Origin of the sequence: Burkholderia sp. THE68 (genome assembly GCF_009938265.1) — a bacterium.
Classification (GTDB): domain Bacteria; phylum Pseudomonadota; class Gammaproteobacteria; order Burkholderiales; family Burkholderiaceae; genus Caballeronia.
On record NZ_AP022315.1, the window covers coordinates 148276 to 166666 of the forward strand.

Annotated in this window: 22 protein-coding genes; 16 read left to right on the plus strand and 6 right to left on the minus strand. The window is 65.0% G+C overall.

What is annotated here, in order from left to right:
• Positions 1-5: 5 nt before the first annotated feature.
• The 7 genes from BTHE68_RS00730 (at position 6) to rfaE2 (ending at position 7081) form a co-directional block, all read left to right on the plus strand.
• The gene (locus BTHE68_RS00730; RefSeq protein ID WP_162064718.1) at positions 6-992 is read left to right on the plus strand and encodes a fumarylacetoacetate hydrolase family protein; all 987 of its coding nucleotides are present in this window, start codon (positions 6-8) and stop codon (positions 990-992) included.
• A 96-nt stretch (positions 993-1088) separates the two neighbouring features.
• Positions 1089-2258, plus strand: coding sequence for an ABC transporter substrate-binding protein (locus BTHE68_RS00735; protein ID WP_162064719.1), 1170 nt, complete (start codon positions 1089-1091; stop codon positions 2256-2258).
• A 19-nt stretch (positions 2259-2277) separates the two neighbouring features.
• Positions 2278-3105 (plus strand): enoyl-CoA hydratase/isomerase family protein, encoded by an 828-nt coding sequence (locus BTHE68_RS00740; protein WP_061172633.1) that lies wholly within the window; start codon positions 2278-2280, stop codon positions 3103-3105.
• A gap of 40 nt (positions 3106-3145) precedes the next feature.
• Entirely contained in the window at positions 3146-3919 is a 774-nt protein-coding gene (locus BTHE68_RS00745) for a PhaM family polyhydroxyalkanoate granule multifunctional regulatory protein (protein ID WP_162064720.1), read from the plus strand.
• A gap of 266 nt (positions 3920-4185) precedes the next feature.
• Positions 4186-5187, plus strand: a complete 1002-nt coding sequence (locus BTHE68_RS00750) for a MerR family transcriptional regulator (protein WP_162064721.1) — start codon at positions 4186-4188, stop codon at positions 5185-5187.
• A gap of 396 nt (positions 5188-5583) precedes the next feature.
• Positions 5584-6459 carry a ferritin family protein gene (locus BTHE68_RS00755; RefSeq protein ID WP_162064722.1) on the plus strand — a complete coding sequence of 292 codons (876 nt, stop codon included), beginning with the start codon at positions 5584-5586 and terminating at the stop codon, positions 6457-6459.
• A gap of 139 nt (positions 6460-6598) precedes the next feature.
• Positions 6599-7081 carry a D-glycero-beta-D-manno-heptose 1-phosphate adenylyltransferase gene (gene rfaE2 / locus BTHE68_RS00760; RefSeq protein ID WP_162064723.1) on the plus strand — a complete coding sequence of 161 codons (483 nt, stop codon included), beginning with the start codon at positions 6599-6601 and terminating at the stop codon, positions 7079-7081.
• Between the two features lie 15 nt (positions 7082-7096).
• Here the strand turns inward: rfaE2 and BTHE68_RS00765 are convergent, their stop codons facing one another.
• Genes BTHE68_RS00765 through BTHE68_RS00785 form a run of 5 tightly spaced genes read right to left on the minus strand, consistent with a single transcriptional unit; the run spans position 7097 to position 9809 of the window.
• A complete protein-coding gene (locus BTHE68_RS00765; RefSeq protein ID WP_061172637.1) occupies positions 7097-7336 on the minus strand; it encodes a hypothetical protein in 240 nt (79 codons plus the stop codon).
• Positions 7337-7365: 29 nt separating this feature from the next.
• Positions 7366-8187 carry a type III pantothenate kinase gene (locus BTHE68_RS00770; protein ID WP_162064724.1) on the minus strand — a complete coding sequence of 274 codons (822 nt, stop codon included), beginning with the start codon at positions 8185-8187 and terminating at the stop codon, positions 7366-7368.
• A complete protein-coding gene (locus BTHE68_RS00775) occupies positions 8184-9071 on the minus strand; it encodes a biotin--[acetyl-CoA-carboxylase] ligase (protein ID WP_162064725.1) in 888 nt (295 codons plus the stop codon). The genes BTHE68_RS00770 and BTHE68_RS00775 overlap by 4 nt, the downstream gene beginning before the upstream one ends.
• Before the next feature lie 47 nt (positions 9072-9118).
• Positions 9119-9451, minus strand: coding sequence for a helix-turn-helix domain-containing protein (locus BTHE68_RS00780; RefSeq protein ID WP_162064726.1), 333 nt, complete (start codon positions 9449-9451; stop codon positions 9119-9121).
• Positions 9444-9809: a type II toxin-antitoxin system RelE/ParE family toxin gene (locus BTHE68_RS00785; protein WP_502710561.1), complete on the minus strand. Its 366-nt coding sequence runs from the start codon at positions 9807-9809 to the stop codon at positions 9444-9446. The genes BTHE68_RS00780 and BTHE68_RS00785 overlap by 8 nt, the downstream gene beginning before the upstream one ends.
• A gap of 167 nt (positions 9810-9976) precedes the next feature.
• Between BTHE68_RS00785 and BTHE68_RS00790 the strand changes: the two genes are divergently transcribed.
• Genes BTHE68_RS00790 through BTHE68_RS00820 form a run of 7 tightly spaced genes read left to right on the plus strand, consistent with a single transcriptional unit; the run spans position 9977 to position 15870 of the window.
• On the plus strand, positions 9977-11104 hold the full coding sequence (locus tag BTHE68_RS00790) for an MlaE family ABC transporter permease (protein ID WP_162064727.1): 1128 nt from the start codon (positions 9977-9979) through the stop codon (positions 11102-11104).
• A gap of 5 nt (positions 11105-11109) precedes the next feature.
• Positions 11110-11988 (plus strand): ABC transporter ATP-binding protein, encoded by an 879-nt coding sequence (locus BTHE68_RS00795; RefSeq protein ID WP_162064728.1) that lies wholly within the window; start codon positions 11110-11112, stop codon positions 11986-11988.
• Positions 11989-12036: 48 nt separating this feature from the next.
• Positions 12037-12996 carry an MlaD family protein gene (locus BTHE68_RS00800; RefSeq protein ID WP_162064729.1) on the plus strand — a complete coding sequence of 320 codons (960 nt, stop codon included), beginning with the start codon at positions 12037-12039 and terminating at the stop codon, positions 12994-12996.
• Positions 12997-13014: 18 nt separating this feature from the next.
• Positions 13015-13638 (plus strand): ABC-type transport auxiliary lipoprotein family protein, encoded by a 624-nt coding sequence (locus BTHE68_RS00805; RefSeq protein ID WP_162064730.1) that lies wholly within the window; start codon positions 13015-13017, stop codon positions 13636-13638.
• A gap of 49 nt (positions 13639-13687) precedes the next feature.
• Positions 13688-14860 carry a VanZ family protein gene (locus tag BTHE68_RS00810; RefSeq protein ID WP_162064731.1) on the plus strand — a complete coding sequence of 391 codons (1173 nt, stop codon included), beginning with the start codon at positions 13688-13690 and terminating at the stop codon, positions 14858-14860.
• Positions 14861-14917: 57 nt separating this feature from the next.
• A complete protein-coding gene (locus BTHE68_RS00815; RefSeq protein WP_162064732.1) occupies positions 14918-15247 on the plus strand; it encodes a (2Fe-2S) ferredoxin domain-containing protein in 330 nt (109 codons plus the stop codon).
• The gene (locus BTHE68_RS00820) at positions 15244-15870 is read left to right on the plus strand and encodes an alpha/beta hydrolase (protein ID WP_162064733.1); all 627 of its coding nucleotides are present in this window, start codon (positions 15244-15246) and stop codon (positions 15868-15870) included. Before BTHE68_RS00815 ends, BTHE68_RS00820 begins: the two co-directional genes overlap by 4 nt.
• Positions 15871-15921: 51 nt before the next feature.
• Here the strand turns inward: BTHE68_RS00820 and BTHE68_RS00825 are convergent, their stop codons facing one another.
• Positions 15922-16167, minus strand: a complete 246-nt coding sequence (locus BTHE68_RS00825) for a hypothetical protein (protein WP_162064734.1) — start codon at positions 16165-16167, stop codon at positions 15922-15924.
• Between the two features lie 70 nt (positions 16168-16237).
• On the opposite strand from BTHE68_RS00825, the gene BTHE68_RS00830 reads away from it, so the two are divergent.
• Positions 16238-17440: a D-alanyl-D-alanine carboxypeptidase family protein gene (locus tag BTHE68_RS00830; protein WP_162064735.1), complete on the plus strand. Its 1203-nt coding sequence runs from the start codon at positions 16238-16240 to the stop codon at positions 17438-17440.
• A gap of 28 nt (positions 17441-17468) precedes the next feature.
• Entirely contained in the window at positions 17469-18380 is a 912-nt protein-coding gene (locus BTHE68_RS00835; RefSeq protein WP_162064736.1) for a D-amino acid aminotransferase, read from the plus strand.
• Positions 18381-18391: the final 11 nt, after the last annotated feature.

Below are 18391 nucleotides of genomic sequence, written 5' to 3' on the forward strand. Positions count from 1 at the left end.
GCGCCATGAAACTCGCAACATTGAAGGACGGCACACGCGACGGCCAGCTCGTCGTCGTATCGCGCGATCTGCGCACGGCGGCCATTGCCGATGGAATCGTCTCGACGCTGCAACGCGCGCTCGATGACTGGACCTTCTACGCGCCGCAACTCATGGACCTCTACGAGGCGCTGAACACCGGCCACGCGCGCAATACTTTCCCGTTCGATCCGAAAGCCTGTATGGCGCCGCTGCCGCGCGCGTTTCAGTGGGCGGACGGCTCGTCGTATGTGAATCACGTCGAATTGGTGCGAAAGGCGCGCAAAGCGGACATGCCGCCCGAATTCTGGACCGATCCGCTGATGTATCAGGGCGGCAGCGACGACTTCATCGGCCCGACGGACGACATCGTGTGCGCGACGGAATCGTATGGCATCGACTTCGAAGCGGAAGTCGCGGTGATCACGTCCGATGTCCACATGGCCGCGATGCCCGACGAAGCGCTGCGCAGCGTGCGTCTGCTGATGCTCGTGAACGACGTGTCGCTGCGCAATCTCATTCCCGCCGAGCTCGCGAAGGGTTTCGGCTTCTTCCAGAGCAAGCCCGCGACGGCGTTTTCGCCGGTAGCCGTCACGCCCGACGAACTCGGCGACGCGTGGCGCGAAGGCCGCGTGCATCGCCCGATGATCGTGCACTGGAACGGCAAGAAGGTCGGCCAGCCGGATTGCGGCACGGACATGGTGTTCCACTTCGGGCAACTGATCGCGCACGCGGCGAAGACGCGCAACCTGCGCGCGGGCTCGATCGTCGGTTCGGGCACGATCTCCAATAAGGACGCGAAGCGCGGCTACTGCTGCATCGCCGAGAAGCGCTGTCTGGAAACCATCGAGCACGGTGCGCCGCAGACGGAATTCATGAAGTTCGGCGACGGCGTGAAGATCGAGATGTTCGACGAAGACGGCAAGTCGATCTTCGGCGCGATCGATCAGGCGGTCGTGCAGCCGGAGCATTGAACGGGTTTAGCCCGATGCGGCGTGCGCAAGCCTCGCCTTACACTTTGCCGGGCTGCGTTCGCGCAGCAATAAAACGATCAAAAAAAGGAGACTTCGATGGCGGCAGGCAAGTGGACATTCCTGGCGAGCGCGGCATTCGCGCTCGCCGCGACGACGGCGGCATTCGCGCAGACGCCGCAGCACGTGAAGATCGGCCTCGTGCTCTCGCTCACGGGACCGGCCGCGTCGCTCGGCATTCCCGCGCGCGACACCGTCGCGCTCCTGCCAAAGGAAATGGGCGGCAAGCCAGTCGATTACATCGTGCTCGACGATGCATCCGACACCACGCAGGCCGTGCAGACCACGAAGAAGCTCATCAGCGAAGATCAGGTCGATGCGATCATCGGGTCGTCGATCACGCCGAACTCGCTCGCGATGATCGATGTGGTCGCGCAAGGACAAACGCCGATGATCTCGCTCGCGTCGTCGTCGAAGATCATCGAGCCGGTCGACGACAAGCGCCGCTGGGTCTTCAAGACGCCACAAACCGACGCGATGATGGCCTCCGCCATCGCCGAACATGCGAGCAACCATGGCGTGAAGACGCTCGCGTATATCGGTCAGGCGGACGCGCTCGGCGAGACCTTCTATGCCGAAGTCGCGAAATTCGCGCAGTTGCACAAGATCGAAGTGGTCGCGAACGAGCGCTTCAATCGCACCGATCCGAGTGTGACCGGGCAGATTCTCAAGATTCTCGCGGCGAAGCCGGATGCGGTCGTCGTCGGCGCGGCCGGCACGCCCGCGGCGTTGCCGCCGAAGACGCTCGCGCAGCGCGGCTTCAAGGGCAAGGTGTATCACAATCACGGTGTAGGCAACCGCGACTTCCTGCGCGTTTGCGGCGCGGATTGCAACGGCACCTTCCTGCCCGCGAGCCCGGTGCTCGTCGCCGCGCAGTTGCCCGACGATCATCCGGCCAAACGTCTAGCGCTCGAATACATCAAACTGTATGAGGCGAAGCAGGGGGCGGGCACCGTCTCGGCGTTCGGTTCGTACGCGTGGGACGCGGGCATGCTGCTCAATCGCGCGGTGCCCATCGCGATGAAAGCGGGCGCGCCCGGCACGCCGGCATTTCGCAGCGCGCTGCGCGATGCGCTCGAAGGCACGAAGAATTTTTCCGACACCAACGGGCAGGTCAACATGACGCCCAACGATCACATCGGCCTCGACCAGCGCGCGCGCGTGATGGTCGAGATCCGCGACGGCAAGTGGATATACCAGCCGCGCTAACCCTTCAGTGAACAGAACCATGAGCGATCTCTCTCTTTACGCGAGCTACAAATCGCTGGAGTTGCGCCGCCATCCGCACGGCGTGCTCGAAGTGGTGATGCCCGGCGCGGGCGCGAACAAGAGCGGCCTGTCCACCGCCGACGCCAACATGCATCGCGAGCTCGCGGACATCTGGCGCGACATCGATCGCGATCCCGATACGCGCGTCGCGCTGATCCGCGGCGAAGGCAAGGGTTTTTCGGCGGGCGGCGATCTCGGCCTCGTCGAGGAGATGGCGAACGACTTCGACGTGCGCGCGCGTGTGTGGCGCGAGGCACGCGATCTCGTCTATAACGTGATCAACTGCGGCAAGCCGATCGTCTCCGCGATGCACGGTCCGGCAGTCGGGGCGGGGCTGGTCGCGGGCCTGCTCGCCGATATCTCGATCGCATCGAAGTCGGCGCGCATCATCGACGGGCACACGCGGCTCGGCGTCGCGGCGGGCGATCACGCGGCAATCGTATGGCCGCTGCTGTGCGGCATGGCGAAGGCCAAGTACTATCTGCTGCTGTGCGAGCCGGTGAGCGGCGAGGAGGCGGAGCGCATCGGACTGGTGTCGCTCGCCGTCGAAGAGAACGAACTGATGCCGAAGGCGATCGAAGTGGCGAACCGTCTTGCACAAGGCTCGCAGACTGCGATCCGCTGGACCAAGTACGCGCTCAACAACTGGCTGCGCTCGGCGGGGCCGACCTTCGATACGTCGCTCGCGCTGGAATTCATGGGCTTCGCGGGCCCGGACGTGCACGAAGGCATGCGCTCGTTGCGCGAGCGGCGCGCGCCGGATTTTCCGGGCGGCGCGCCGTTCTGAGCGGCGCGAATCTCACACGCAAGAAAACAAGGAGAGTCGAATGACCGACAACACTGGCGGTACGCCGCCCTACACGATTCCCGGTTTTCCCGGATTCGGCCAGGCCGACATGATGGGCAAGATGTGGGAACTGATGCGTCTGAATCCGTTCGCCGCCGCGATGCCGGGTGGCGGGCAGGGCATGGGTCCCTCACTCTCGATGATGTCGGACATGCTCGCTCCGCTCACCAACATCGAAGAACTCGACAAGCGCGTGACGGACATGCGCGCCGTCGAGCACTGGCTGAAGCTCAATCTCAACATGCTGCAATCGGCGATCCAGGCGCTCGAAGTGCAGCGCGCGACGCTCGCGACGTTGCGCGCGTTCGGCGCGTTTGCGCAGACATCGGTTGAAAGCGCGCACAACGCCGCGACGGAGAACGCGAAAGCGGCGAGCGCGGGCTGGCCGATGAGCGGTGCGGCGAAGCCGGAAGCGCCGAAGCAGGCGGCGGCAAGCGTTGCGCCCGCGAGCGAGACATCGGCTGAAGGCGAGGATGCCGGCGAGACGGCGTCCGCGCCGCCGCCCGGTTTCGATCCGACCGGCTGGTGGAACGTGCTGCAATCGCAGTTCAATCAGCTTGCGCATCTCGCGATGCTTCAGCCCGGCATGACCGGCCCGCTCGACCCGACGGGCGCTGGCCAGCCTGCCGCCGCTGCCGGCGAGAACAGCGCCGGGCAGCCGGCGGACGGCGCCGAGGATAAAACCGACGCCGCCTCCGCGGCTGCGAAGAAAGCGGCAGCACGCAAGGCCGCGCCGCGCAAGAAACCGGTCTGATTCCCGTTCTTCAGGGATTCCCTCCCTGAAACTACGCTCGGCGGCGCGCCACGTTCCGCCGAGCCTGCCGATTCCCTTCGATGCGCGAAGCGTCATCGAACCGCATCATTGGTGTCCGTTTGTCTCGACGAAACGCATCTCAGCACCGACGACCGTTGCAATTTTGTCTATGATGAAACATCGACGATGCTCGAATTTGTCCACCTTCGGCGTCGGGCATGCAATCTGCATCGTACATGGTGTCTATGATTCCAATCGATCTGTCCATGACAAACTCATCAGAACAAGACTTCGATTCCGAACCGTTCTCGGCTGACGCGGAAACGCCGGAGCCCGCGCCACGGGCTGCCGCGGCATCGGGCACGACGGGAATCGGAATTGGTGCGATCGCTCAGGAAATTGGTCTGACGAAGGACACATTGCGCGTCTGGGAACGCCGCTACGGTTTTCCGCAGCCGATGCGAACGGCGGGCGGCGAGCGGCTGTATCCGCAGGAACAGGTGACGAAGCTGCGGCTGGTCAAGCGCCTGCTCGATGCGGGACATCGTCCGAGCAAGGTGCTCGGGCAACCGATCGACCTGCTGCAGCAACTGGCCGAAAGCTCCGGCGTCGGACAGGATGCGCCGGACGTCGAGCTCGATCACCTGATTTCGCTGTTGCGCAAGAGCGCGTATGAAGAATTTCGCTTCGGCCTGCTGAAGCGCGCCACGCGCGACGGGCTCGAACGCTTCGTGCTCGATGTCGCGGCGCCGCTTTCGGCGCGCGTCGGCAATGCATGGGCTGCGGGCACTTTGCAGGTCTATCACGAGCATTTATTCAGCGAAGCGATCCAGGCGTCGATGCGTACGCTCATGCGGCCACTCTCCGATGCCGTGCGTGGACGCGGCAGCCGGCCGCGCGTTCTGCTCACGACGCTTTCGGGCGAAGGCCACGGCCTCGGCATCCTGATGGCCGAAGCGATGTTCACGCTCTCCGAATGCGAGTGCGTCCAGCTCGGCTTGCAGACGCCGCTGCACGATATCGTCGATGCCGTGGCGGCGCATAACGTCGATATCGTCGCGCTTTCCTTCACGGCGGTGCTGCCCGCGCAGGCCATCGCGAACGGGCTGACCGATCTGCGCAATCTGTTGCCACCGCACGTGCGGATCTGGGCGGGCGGCAGCAGTCCGGCGCTGCGCCGCAAGTTCAGCGACGGCATACAACACGTCGGCGGCTTGACGCCGATCGACGAAACTGTCGCGGATTGGCGTCAATCGGCCATGTTATGATCGATTGCGCTCGCTGCGGCGAGCATTGGCGCGCAAGTTCGCGGCGCATGCATATCGCATTGCTGTCACGCGAGCAGGGCATACTGCGCGGCCGGCGCCGTATCGGCGGCGGTCAAGGCGCCACTTGAACATACCTCAGGCACAGGTTTCGCTCCTCACCCACGGTAGAACAAGACGCACAACACGCAACATTTGCACGGGGAGTGCAGTGTTTCAGCGGGACGCGAGGCCATGCCGCCGCGCCCTATTTGCGCGCTCGTTGTCGTTTTTCGTCTTTGGCCGACCGAATCCCGCGTAAAATTGAAAGCTTGGCTGCTTGCATGCAAGCACTTACGCACGCGCCGGCCGAAAGTCAACACAGATATAACGTCGCATAAGTGGCATCAAAGGTGGACTATGAACACCATGCTTTATCCGGAACTTTATAAATCGCTGGAATCCGTCCGCTGGGATATGGAGAAGGATATCCCGTGGGACAAATTCGATGTTTCCCTGCTCACCGACGAGCAGGCCAAGACCATCAAGATGAACGCGATCACCGAATGGTCCGCTCTTCCCGCAACCGAGATGTTCCTGCGTGACAACCACCATGACAGCGATTTCTCCGCTTTCATGAGCGTGTGGTTTTTCGAGGAGCAGAAGCATTCGCTCGTGCTGATGGAGTATCTGCGGCGCTTCAAGCCCGACATGGTGCCGTCGGAAGAGGAATTGCACGCGGTGCGCTTCGAATTCGATCCCGCGCCGCCGCTGGAAACACTGATGCTGCACTTCTGCGGCGAGATCCGTCTGAACCACTGGTATCGCCGCGCGGCCGAGTGGCACACCGAACCGGTGATCAAGCACATCTACGAAACCATTTCGCGCGACGAAGCCCGCCACGGCGGCGCGTATCTGCGCTACATGAAGAAGGCGCTCACGAATGCAGGCGACACCGCGCGCGCGGCGTTCGCGAAGATCGGCGTGCTGATGGCGTCCGCGCGCCGCACGGAAAAACCGCTGCATCCGACCAACCTGCACGTGAATCAGGCGCTGTTTCCGCGCGACACCGTGCAGTCGCGCCTGCCCGATCCGGAATGGCTCGAACGCTGGCTGGACGACCAGATCCGCTTCGACGACAGTTGGGAAAAGAAGGTCGTCGAGCGCATTCTGCACAACCTGTCGATTCTGTTCGAGCGTTCGTTCGCGACCGCGCAGGAATTGAACCGCTATCGCAAGGAAGTGACGCAACGTCTGCAAGCGGCGCCGGGCGGAACGGCCGAGCAGCCGGCCTGAGGTTTCAGGCCGCAGGTACTGACGATCGAACGGCCCCCCGGGTAAAACCGGCGGGCCGTTTGCATTTCATCGCTACCGATTCGCTTGCAGGGTGTCGTGGCACAATGCGCGCTTTCAGCACATCGCAACGAGCGCCGTCATGCCCGCTATTTTCGAACGCAAGATCATCACGCGCGAAGCGCTTGCCGCGCGCCGCTCCACGCTCGCCGGTCCGGTCGTATTCACGAACGGCGTCTTCGACATTCTTCATCGTGGCCACGTGAGCTATCTCGCGGATGCGAAAGCGCTTGGCGCCACGCTCATCGTCGGCGTGAACAGCGATGCGTCCGTGCGTACGCTCGGCAAGGGCGACGACCGGCCGATCAATCGAGAGGACGATCGCATGGCGCTGCTCGCGGCGCTGGAAAGCGTCGACTGGGTCGTGAAGTTCGAGGAATCGACACCGCTGCAACTGATCGACGCCGTGCATCCCGATGTGCTCGTGAAGGGCGGCGACTACGACATGGACAAGCTCGCCGAATCGGCGCTCGTGCGCAGTTGGGGCGGCAAGGCGCTTGCCATCGCGTTCGAGCACGACCGGTCGACGACCGCGCTGCTCAGAAAGGTTCGCGCGCAGTCCTGACTGATCTGCGCCGGCTCACTGCCCGAGCGGCGCAGTTTGCACGTTGGCGGCCGGCGCCGGTCCGCCGACGCGCGGCTGATCGAACGATTCCTCCGGCCGGAGCGGACGCGTTGCAAGCGCTTCGGGATGCACTTGCTGCAAGAGATGGTACGGCTCGCGTGCGCCCGCCGCGGGCAGCGGACCGAACATGCCGCGCATGACCGCGAACATCAGCAAGTTGGCGAGAATCAGGAGGGCGATCAGCCAGCGCAGCATTCCTGGGCTCCGTCAATCAGATAAGGGAATCAGGATGAATGGCGCGCTGTCGCGTCGCGCGCGATGAGCGCGAGGCCGGACAGCACGAGGGAATCGTGCCGAGTATGCGGCACGTCGAGCGCGCCCGCGATTTCATTCGCGGCGCCGCCGCCGAGCACGAGCCGGACGTCGGCATGCAAGTCCGCTTTCAGATCGTGCCAAGCGCGCTCGATCAGACTCGCCTGTGCGAGCAGGCATCCGGACGACAGCGCGGCGGCCGTGTCGGTGGCGAAGAGGCTGCGCGTCTGACTCAGCGCTTCGCGTGCGGATGCGGCGTCGAGCGTCGGCAGTTGCGCGGTGTGGCTGCCGAGCGATTCCATCATCAGCGACCAGCCCGGCGCGATCAAACCGCCGATGAAGACGCCGTCGGCGCGCAGCGCTTCGAGCGTCGTCGCGGTGCCGAAGGTCGCGACGAGCAGATGCTCGCCCGGATAGGCAGCGCGCGCCGCGATCATGCCGGCCCAGCGATCGCTGCCGAGGCGCGTCGGATCGGCGTAGGTGTTGACCACGCCGCACTGTTCGGCGCGCGCGCGCACGACGTTACGCGGCAACGATGGCCAGCGCGCGTCGATCAGTCGCTGGATGCGGTTCTGCACCGGCATGCCCGCGACGTTCGAAATCCACGCGCTCGCCGGCACGGGCAAAGCGGACCAGTCGCCGAGCGCGGCGTCGTCGGCGGCGGTCGAGTGATGCGCGTGCTCGAATGCGCCGTTCGTCAGCGACTCGCCGTGGGCATCGACGAGCGACCACTTGATGCGGCTGTTGCCCGCGTCGATGAGCAGATACGGCGCTTCATCGCCGGACGTTTTCACGGGCGTTCCCTTGCGAGGCGCAGCGTTAGTTCGCCGGTCGCGACGGCGCGCGGGCCTTCGGGTGCGTCGATCAGCAACTGGCCGCTGTCATCGACGCCCGCTGCGATGCCGCGCGTCACTTCCATGCCTTGATCGATCAACGCGACTTCGCGTCCTGCCCAGGCGTGCGCGTCGAGCCAGCGCTGGCGAAACGGCTTGAAGCCCTCGGCTTCGAAACGCGGCAGCGCGGCGTCGAGCGCGTTGAGGAGCGCGGCGAGAGCCTCGGTGAGATTGGCGTCGGGCCAGGCGCGTGCGAGCGCGGCCGGCGCGGCGCCGGGCGCGGATGACGCGGCGAGCCGATTCGCGTCGTCGACCTGCGCGGCGAGTTGCTCAGCACCGTGCAGGTTCAGGCCGATGCCGATCACGACCGCCGTCGCGTCCGGCGTGTTCCACGCGGTTTCGATGAGAATGCCGGCGAGCTTGCCGTCGTCGAGCAGGACGTCGTTCGGCCATTTCAACGCAGGTCGCGCCGATGGCGCGAGCGGCAGACGCGCGAGCGCATCGAGCACGGCGGTGCCGATGGCGAGACTCAGGCCCGACAATCCTTCGATCGGCCTCTTCAGCACGCAGCCAACCGACATCAGCAGCGCATTGCCCGGTTCGGCGAGCCACGCGCGGCCACGGCGTCCGCGTCCTGCTGTTTGCGAGTACGCGATACGAGCGACGGGCGCGGGTGTACCATCGCGCCGCGACGTGCGCAGATGTGCCATCAGGTCGGCGTTCGTGGAACCCGTTTCATCGACGATGTCGATGATCCAGTCGCGAACGGGCCGCTCGGCGAGTGCCGCGAGCCGGGTGCGATCGACGCGCCAGGGCGCGTCGGGGGCGAAGGGAGAGGAGGTCATGGCGGGTATTGTAGCCGTGGGTTCGGCGAGCTACACCTGCCGGCGAGTCACACGAATGAGATCCGCAGTGTCTTGCCGCAGGCTGCTGCGTATTTGTGGAGCGTATCGAGCGAAGGTGAATGCTTTCCGCTGATCAGCGAGCCTTCGAGTCGCGCCACGGCCGACGCGGTCGTCTTCATGTGCTTGGCCACTTGCGCTTGCGTCAGACCTGCTTCCTTGCGCGCGCGAAGCAGCGCATCGAGCGCTTCGTACTTGGGACCCAGAGCGTCATATGCCGCCTTGAATTCCGGGTCGGCGAGCATGCGACGGGTGTCTTCGTCGGTGTGAGCGACCGGTTCATATCGCCGTTCCAGTTCGCGTTGCAGTCGGGTTTTAGCCATTTCTTTTCACCTCCTTCATTCGCTCTCGCGCAATTCGCAGTTCATCGTCGGGCGTTCGCCTGGTCTTCTTGACGAAGGCATGCAGCATGACGATCCGTCTGCCAATGGTCATGCAATAAAAGACGCGGCCCACGCCTTCCTTACCGTGTGGCCGGAGTTCGAACAGTCCTTCCCCCATCGATTTTGAATGGGGCATTCGCAAATTCGCACCGTGGATTTTCATGAGATCCACCAGCCGCCAGTAGTCCGAGCGAATTCCGGCCGGCAGGTCGTAAATTTCATCGCGAAGTTGTTCGTCGAAGTACGTTATGGTCCAACCGTGGTCATAAGATGTTAGCATATTTGCTATGTTGCTCAAGGATGCGATGCACCTCAGTCTTCTCGATCCTGTGACTCTGCGGAATCCAGCCATTGGATATAAGCCGATATCCAGATGCAGCACGCACCACCATCCCCGCGCCCCCGCTACACACTTCGCTACAATGTCCTCTCCCCATTAACCGCGTCTCATCGCGCCATCGATCCTTGGACTTCGACACGCCGCCGCGCCTACGGGTGGAAGCTGGTCAGCAGGGCAAGGTGGTCCGGCTCTCGGGCCAGTGGACCGCGCTCGCGCTCGCCCGCGACCGCGCGAAAAGCGGCGTCACGCGGCGGCTGCGCGCCATCGGGCGCGAAGCGATCAGCCAGTGGGATCTGTTGTCCGTCGAGCGCCTCGATCACGTCGGCGGACAGGCGCTCTGGCGCGTCTGGGGCCGCAAGATGCCCGCGACCATCGCGCTGTCCGACACCCAACGGGAAATCTTCGAGCGCGTCGCGCTGCTCGATGCCGAGCGCGAGGAACCCGAGCCCGTCGATCGCGTCGATCCGGTCACGCGCCTCGGTCAGCTGATCTTCACGTTCTTCGATCACCTCTACGGCGGCCTCGCACTGTTCGGCGGCTTCATGCTCGATCTCTTCGGGCTCGTTCGGCGTCCGCAGCGAATCCCGTGGACGGAAATCTCCGCGAACATCTATAGCGCCGGCGCGCAGGCGCTCGCGATCACCGCGCTCGTCGCGTTCCTGATCGGCATCGTGCTGAGCTATCTGTCCGCGCAACAGTTGCAGGCGTTCGGCGCGAACCAGTACATCGTGAACATTCTCGGGCTGTCCGTGATCCGCGAACTCGGGCCGGTGCTCTCCGCGATTCTCGTCGCCGGGCGCTCCGGCTCCGCGATCACCGCGCAGATCGGCGTGATGCGCGTCACCGAGGAACTCGACGCGATGCAGGTCATGGGCATTCCGCACGGCCTGCGGCTCGTGCTGCCGCGCGTGATCGCGCTCGGCATCGCGATGCCGCTGCTCGTCATGTGGACCAACATCGTCGCGTTGACGGGCGGCGCGCTCGCGGCGAAGCTCGTGCTGTCCATCGACATGAACTTCTTCATTCGCTCGCTGCCGTCGGTCGTGCCGATCGCGAATCTGTGGATCGGGCTCGGCAAGGGCGTCGTGTTCGGTATGCTGATCGCGCTCGCCGCGTGTCATTTCGGCTTTCGCATCAAGGCGAATTCGCAGAGTCTCGGCGAAGGCACGACGACCTCCGTCGTCACGTCGATCACCATCGTCATTCTCGCGGACGCCGTGTTCGCGATCCTGTTCCAGAACGTCGGGCTCTGACCACCATGTCGACCACGCTCGCCACCGCCGTGCGCCACCAGCCGCCGCCCGTCATCGCGGAACCGGTGATCGAAGTGCGCGATCTCACCAAGCGCTACGGACGCACGGTGATCCACGAGCATCTGAATCTGGACGTCCGGCGCGGCGAGATCGTCGCGCTCCTGGGCGGTTCCGGCTCGGGCAAGACCACGCTCGTGCGGCAGATGCTCGGGCTGGAATCGCCGAGCTCGGGCACCATCCGCGTGCTCGGCGAGGAATGGGCGAACATGGACGAAGAAACCGCGAAGATGCTGCGCACGCGCTCCGGCATGATGTTCCAGCAGGGCGCGCTGTTCTCGTCGCTGACCGTATATGACAACATCGCGCAGCCGTTTCGCGAACTCGGCAAGATTCCCGAGGATCTGATCCGCGAGTTCGTGATGCTGAAGCTCGAAATGGTCGGGCTGTCGTGCAAGCACGCGAGCAAGATGCCGTCCGCGCTGTCGGGCGGGATGGTCAAGCGCGTGGGCATCGCGCGGGCGATCGCGCTCGAACCGGAACTGCTGTTTCTCGACGAACCCACCGCCGGTCTCGATCCCAAGGCGTCGGACGAATTCGTCGATCTGATCGCGACACTGCATCGCGCGCTCGGGCTGACCGTTGTGCTGGTCACGCACGATCTCGATACGATGGTCGCGCTTTCTACGCGCGTCGCCGTGCTGGCGGAGCGGCGCGTGCTGGTCGCCGCGCCCGTGGAGGAAGCGTGCGCGGTGGACCATCCGTTCATCCGCGAGTATTTTCTCGGACGGCGCGGGCGGCGCGCGTTGCAGGCCCTGCCGCCCGAGCGTCGCGCGAAGCTGCCGCCGGCCGCGCTCGAGGACGCGCCGATCACCGTCAACAAATAGCCGCACGACGCGCCGCCGACGCCGCCAGGAAGTCAAAGGAACCCGCCGATGGAAAACAAATCACATGCGTTCTGGACTGGGCTTTTCACGATCGCCCTCGTGCTGGCCATCGCGTTCGCCGTGTTCTTCTTCAACGTGGATCGCACCGTGCGCGTGCCGTACGATCTGATCGCCCGCACCAATGTCACCGGGCTGTTCACGGACGCGGCCGTGCGCTATCGCGGCCTGGGCGTCGGCAAGGTGCAGTCGATCAGTTTCGACAAGTCGCATCCGGGGCAGATCCGCATCCGCATTCTGGTCGATAAAAACGCGCCCATGACGCACTCCACCTATGCGACGCTCGGCTTTCAGGGCGTGACGGGCATCGCGTTCGTGCAGCTCGACGACACGGGCAAGGACACGGAAGCGCTGGCGTCGTCGCCGCAGCACATCGCCGAAGTGCCGATGCGCCCGGGCCTGTTCGAGCAGTTGCAGCAGCGCGGCGACGTGATCCTGCGCAAGTTCGAGCGCCTCGCGGACGACGCCGACAAGTTCCTCTCCGACGACGTGCGCGATCAGCTCCTGGCGACCACGAAGAGCCTGCAGGGCGCGGCAGACGGCATCGCGACGCTCGCGAGCCAGGTCCAGCCCGCCACGGCGCAGTTGCCGCAGACGCTCAAGCAGATCAACACCACGCTCGCTTCCACCAATCAACTCGTGCAGAACCTGAATCGTCCGGACGGCCCGTTGTTCACCAATCTGAACAAGGCGGGCAAGGCCGCGGAAGACGCGGGCGCGGCGCTCGCCGACATGAACGAGTCGCTGCGCTTCGTGACCGCGCGTGTCGGCTTCGAGGCGCTGCCGCGCTTCTACTCGTTCAGCGACGACGTGAGCGCGGCTGCCCGCTCGGTCGATCGCGCCGCCGACACCTTCAGCACCAATCCGCGCAGCGTGCTCTTCGGCGCGCCGCAGAAGGAGCCGGGGCCGGGCGAGCCGGGCTTCACGTGGCCCGCGAAAGCCGCGCATTGATCGAATCGAGAGAACGACATGGCAAAGATCGACATGAAAGGAGCGGCCGCGGCGTTGGCACTCGCCTGCGTCACGATGCTCGCGGGCTGCGGGTCGACCTCGACCGCGATGCCGGACGCGCATTACGACCTCGGCGCGACGCCTGTGACCAGCGCTGCCAACGGGTTGCCGACGCCGCCGGTGAAGGTGCTCGCGGTGGGCGCGCCGCGCAATCTCGAAACCGATGCGTTCGTGTACCGGCTGAGCTATGTCGATGCGCAGCGCACCGGCAGCTATTCGAACAGCCACTGGACGATGCCGCCCGCGCAACTCCTGACGCAGCGTCTGCGCGAAGCGCTCGCGGCGCGCGGCCCGATTCTCTCGGGCGCCGATCCGGTGCGCGCCGTGCCGCTGCTCGAAGTCGAGCTGACGGGTTTCGAACAGGTCTTCGACGCGCCCGAGCAAAGCCACGGCCTCGTATCCGTGCGCGCGACGCTCACGCAGCAGGGCCGCGTGGTCGGCCAGCGCAGCTTCACCGCGAGCGCGCCTGCGGCGAGCGCCGACGCGTCCGGCGGCGCGCGGGCGCTCGCTGCCGCATCGGACGATGTGATCGGGCAACTTTCCGCGTGGCTCGCCGCACAACCGCTGACCGCATCGCGATGACCTTCGGCAGTTTCATCAATCGCCCAGCAAGGAGGCGCCCGGGCGGCTCATGACGATCAAGCAATGGCAGCGCCGCCCGTCGGCGTTTTCCCGGCAGGCGCTCGCCGCGTACGCGGCGCTCGTCGTGTATGGCTCGCTCTATCCGTTCTTCGGCTGGCGTTCGCTGGGTCTGAGCCCGTTCGCGTACCTCCTCGATCCGCTGCCGCAATACCTGACAGCGTTCGATGTCGTCACCAACGTGCTCGGCTATATGCCGCTCGGCGTGCTGATCGTGCTCGCGCTGTATCCGCGCTTTCGCGGCACGCTCGCCGTGTGCGCGGCGCTCTTCGGGGGCGCGTTGCTCTCCGGCACGATGGAGGCGATCCAGACGTATCTGCCGACGCGCGTCGCCTCCAATCTCGATCTCGCCGCCAATGCGTTCGGCGCGCTCTTGGGCGGCGTGCTGATTGCGCCCGCGACGAGCGCGCTGCTCGACCGGGGCGTGCTGCGGCGCATCCGCTTCACGTGGTTCGAGCGCGATGCGGCGTACGTCATCGGACTGTCGGCGCTGTGGCCGTTCGCGGCGATGTTCCCCGCGCCCTATCTGTTCGGCGGCGGCGATCTGCCGCGCGTGCTGTGGGACGAGCTCGACCCGTCGATGCAGGACGCGATTCTCGCGTGGACGCCCGCGCCATGGGACGTCGAAAGCTGGCCGGACCGGCTCGGCGCCCTCTTGCCCGACGACGCGTGGGAAGCGCTCATCACCTCGACGGCGCTTTTCGCGGCGCTCGTGCTCGCGACGCTGCTCACGCGCAAGCGCGCGCCGCGCATGCGGCTGATGCTCGGTCTCATCGCGATCACACTCTTCGCGAAAGCGGGCGCGACCTTTCTGCAATCGCGCGCGGGCCTGACCTTCGACTGGGCGACCGACGGCGCGCTCGAAGGCATCGCGCTCGCGACGATGGCGGGCGTGCTGTCGGTGTCGCTGCCGCGCGGCTTGCGGGCGGCGCTCGCGGGCGCGGCGCTCGTCGTCTCGCTCGCGCTCGTCAATCTGCTGCCGGTGAATCCGTATTTCGACATCGTGCTCGCCGACTGGCGGCAAGGGCGCTATCTGCATTTCAACGGGCTTGCGCACTGGCTCGCGTGGGTGTGGCCGTACGCGGCGCTCGGCTGGCTCGCATCGGCGGCGGAGCGCGCGTGGCTCGCGCGGCGGCGCGCGAGGCGGGCCAGCGGCGCGGGGTGAGGGCGGGCACGAACATCGCTCGCTATAATCGACCGACACTTCTCATCGCACCCGCTCATGGATTCCTTCTACAAGTACCACGTGTTTTTCTGCCTGAATCAGCGCGACGCCGACGCGCCGCGCCCGAGCTGCGCGAACTGCAACGCGCAGGCCATGCAGGAGCACGCGAAGAAGCGCGTGAAGCAACTGGGCCTCGCGGGCGACGGCAAGGTGCGCATCAACAAGGCCGGTTGTCTCGACCGCTGCGAGCTCGGGCCGGTGGTCGTCGTGTATCCGGAAGGCACCTGGTACACGTATATCGATGAAACCGACATCGACGAAATCGTCGATTCGCATCTGGCCAACGGCAAAATCGTCGAACGTCTTCTGATCGATCAACCGGCATGAACGCGCAAACCGAAAAATTCCTGATCGACGGGCCGGTCGGCAAGATCGAATGCGCGCTCGACCGTCCTGAAGCAACGCCGCGCGGCATCGCGCTCGTTGCGCATCCGCATCCGCTCTTCGGCGGCACGATGGACAACAAGGTCGCGCAGACGCTCGCGCGCACCATGGTCCAGCTGGGCTACGTGACGTACCGCTCGAATTTTCGCGGCGTTGGCGAGACGGGCGGCGAGCATGACAACGGCATCGGCGAACAGGACGACCTGCTCGCGCTGATCGACCACATGCGCGCGCAACCCGGCCAGGCCGACGTGCCGATCGTGCTCGCGGGCTTTTCGTTTGGCACCTTCGTGCTGTCGCACGTCGCGAAGCGCATGCTTGATGCGGGCAAGGACATCGAGCGCATCGTGTTCGTCGGCACGGCGGCGAGCCGCTGGGAAGTCGCGCCCGTGCCCGACACCACGCTCGTGATCCACGGCGAAGTGGACGAGACCGTGCCGATTCAATCCGTGTACGACTGGGCGCGGCCGCAGGAATTGCCTGTGGTCGTGATTCCGGGCGGCGAGCACTTCTTCCATCGCAAGCTGCATATTCTCAAGCGCGTGATCGTCGACGCGTGGCGCTGAGCCGCTTCTCGAATCGATCGGTAAAACCGGCTAAGCGTCGCCTGAAAAACGTTAAAACGGGCGTGAACCACGCAGATACAAAGGAAATCGGACGCGGCCCACGCGTATAATGGCGCAGAATTTTTTTGCTGCTTCAGACCGCGCGAAGCTGTAGTCGAGCATCTCGCGGTCATCGAAACCCGGCTTCCGAGAACCGTTTTCGCGTCCGTCTGTCGAACGAGCGCTTTTTGCCGCGGCGCCGCGCGCGCCGCTGTCATGGCGAAAAGCCCGACCAGCAGCGACGGTCTGCCCGTTCAACCCGTGCTCCGCCGATCTGCCGATCCCTGATCGCCGTCGTCGCAGCCTGCTTTTTCCGCCGATCGATCCTATGCGCTTTGTCCCTTCCGGCCTGTCTCTTCCTTCTGTTTCCGTTTCCGCCAAAGCCGCTTTCGTTCTGCCCGCCGTGCTGGCGGCAGCAAGCGCTTTCGCTCAGGTTCCGCCGCCCGACGTGACCGCGCGTTCGTGGGTGCTCGTCGACGCCACCAGCAATCAGGTGCTCGCGTCCGGCAATCCCGATGAGCGCGTAGAACCGGCGTCGCTCACCAAGCTGATGACCGCGTATCTCGTCTTCGACGCGCTGAAGTCGAAGAAGATCAACATGGATCAGACCGTCATGCCGAGCGAGGCCGTGCGCCGCGTACGCACCGACGAGTCGCGCATGTTCATCGAGGCGAACAAGCCGGTGACCGTCCACGATCTCGTGTACGGCATGATCGTGCAGTCGGGCAACGACGCGGCCATCGCGCTCGCGGAGCTCGTCGGCGGCAGCGAGGGCAACTTCGTGACGCTGATGAACGCGGCGGCGAAGCGTATCGGCATGAAGCACACGAATTTCGCCGATGTGAACGGCATGCCCGATCCGCAGCATTACACGACCGCCGGCGATCTCGCCGTGCTGTCCACGCGGCTGATCCGCGACTTCCCCGAGTACTACAGCATCTTCTCGGTGAAGGATTTCACGTACAACAAGATCAAGCAGCCGAACCGCAACCGCCTGCTGTGGCTCGATCCGACCGTCGATGGTCTCAAGACCGGCCACACCAAGGCCGCGGGCTACTGCCTGATCGCCACCGCGCAGCGTCCGCTCGCCGGCATGCCGGACGCGAAACGCCGTCTCGTTGCCGTGATGATGGGCGAGCCGAAAGAGCACAATCGCGTGCAGGACAGCCTGAAGATGCTGAACTACGGCTACACCGCGTACGACGCGCTGCGCCTGTACAAGGCGGATCAGGTGGTCGATTCGCCGCGCGTGTACAAGGGCACGGCCGACAGCGTGCAGGCGGGCGTCACGACCGACCAGTACATCACCGTGCCGAAGGGCCTGGGCGAGAAGGTCAAGCCGACCGTCACGCACAGCGACCTGCTCGTCGCGCCGATCAAGAAGGGCCAGCAGATCGGCACCGTCAAGATGATGGCGGACGGCAAGGAAGTCGCGCAGTTCCCGCTCGTCGCGCTGCAGGACGTGCCGGAAGCCGGTATCTTCGGCCGCCTGTGGGATTCGGCCCTGTTGTGGTGGCAAAAGCGCAAGTAATTCGAGTGTCTGAAAAGGAGCGGTTGCGATGAGTCAAGCCGAAGTTTTCGATCCGACGGTCTACCTGAACGGCGAGTGGGGACCGCTTTCCGAAGCGCGCATTCCCGTGCTCGACCGCGGGTTTATCTTCGGCGACGGCGTGTATGAAGTCGTGCCGCTCTACGCGCAAGCCGATGGCGCGCGCCTGCCGTTTCGCCTGCAGCAGCATCTCGCGCGGCTCAATCGCAGTCTCGGCAAGATCCGCATCGACAATCCGTTCGACGAAGCCGGCTGGCGCGCGCTGATCGACCGCGTGATTCAGGAAAACGCCGGCAACGGCGACGCGCTCGTCTACATTCAGGTGACGCGCGGCGTCGCGAAGCGGCGCGGGCATGCGTTTCCGGCGGGCATCACGCCGACCGTGTTCCTCATGCTCGGCCAGCTCGTGTTTCCGAGCGTGGCGGATCGCGCGCGCGGCGCGGTGGCCGTGACCGCCGAAGACAAGCGCTGGCTGCATTGCGACATCAAATCGGTGTCGCTGCTCGGCAACGTGCTGATGGCGCAGCACGCCGCCGAAAACGACGCGCTCGAAACCATCCAGTTGCGCGACGGCTTGCTGACCGAAGGTTCGTCCTCGAACGTGTGGGTTGTGAAGGGCGGCACGCTGCTGGGCGCGCCGCGCGGACCGCGCATTCTGGAAGGCATCCGCTACGGGCTCATCGAGGAACTGGCTCGCGAAGCGGGCATTGCGTTCGAGGAACGCGACATCACCGAAGCCGAATTGCGTTCGGCCGACGAAATCATGATCAGCTCCGCGACCAAGGAAGTCATGCCGATCACGACGCTCGACGGAAAAAGCGTCGGCGACGGCGCCCCCGGTCCGGTCTATGCTGCACTGTACGAAGCCTACCAGCGGGCCAAGGCGCGTGAATTCGCGCAACAGGCCGCGCGCGCCCGATGACGCGCGAAGTG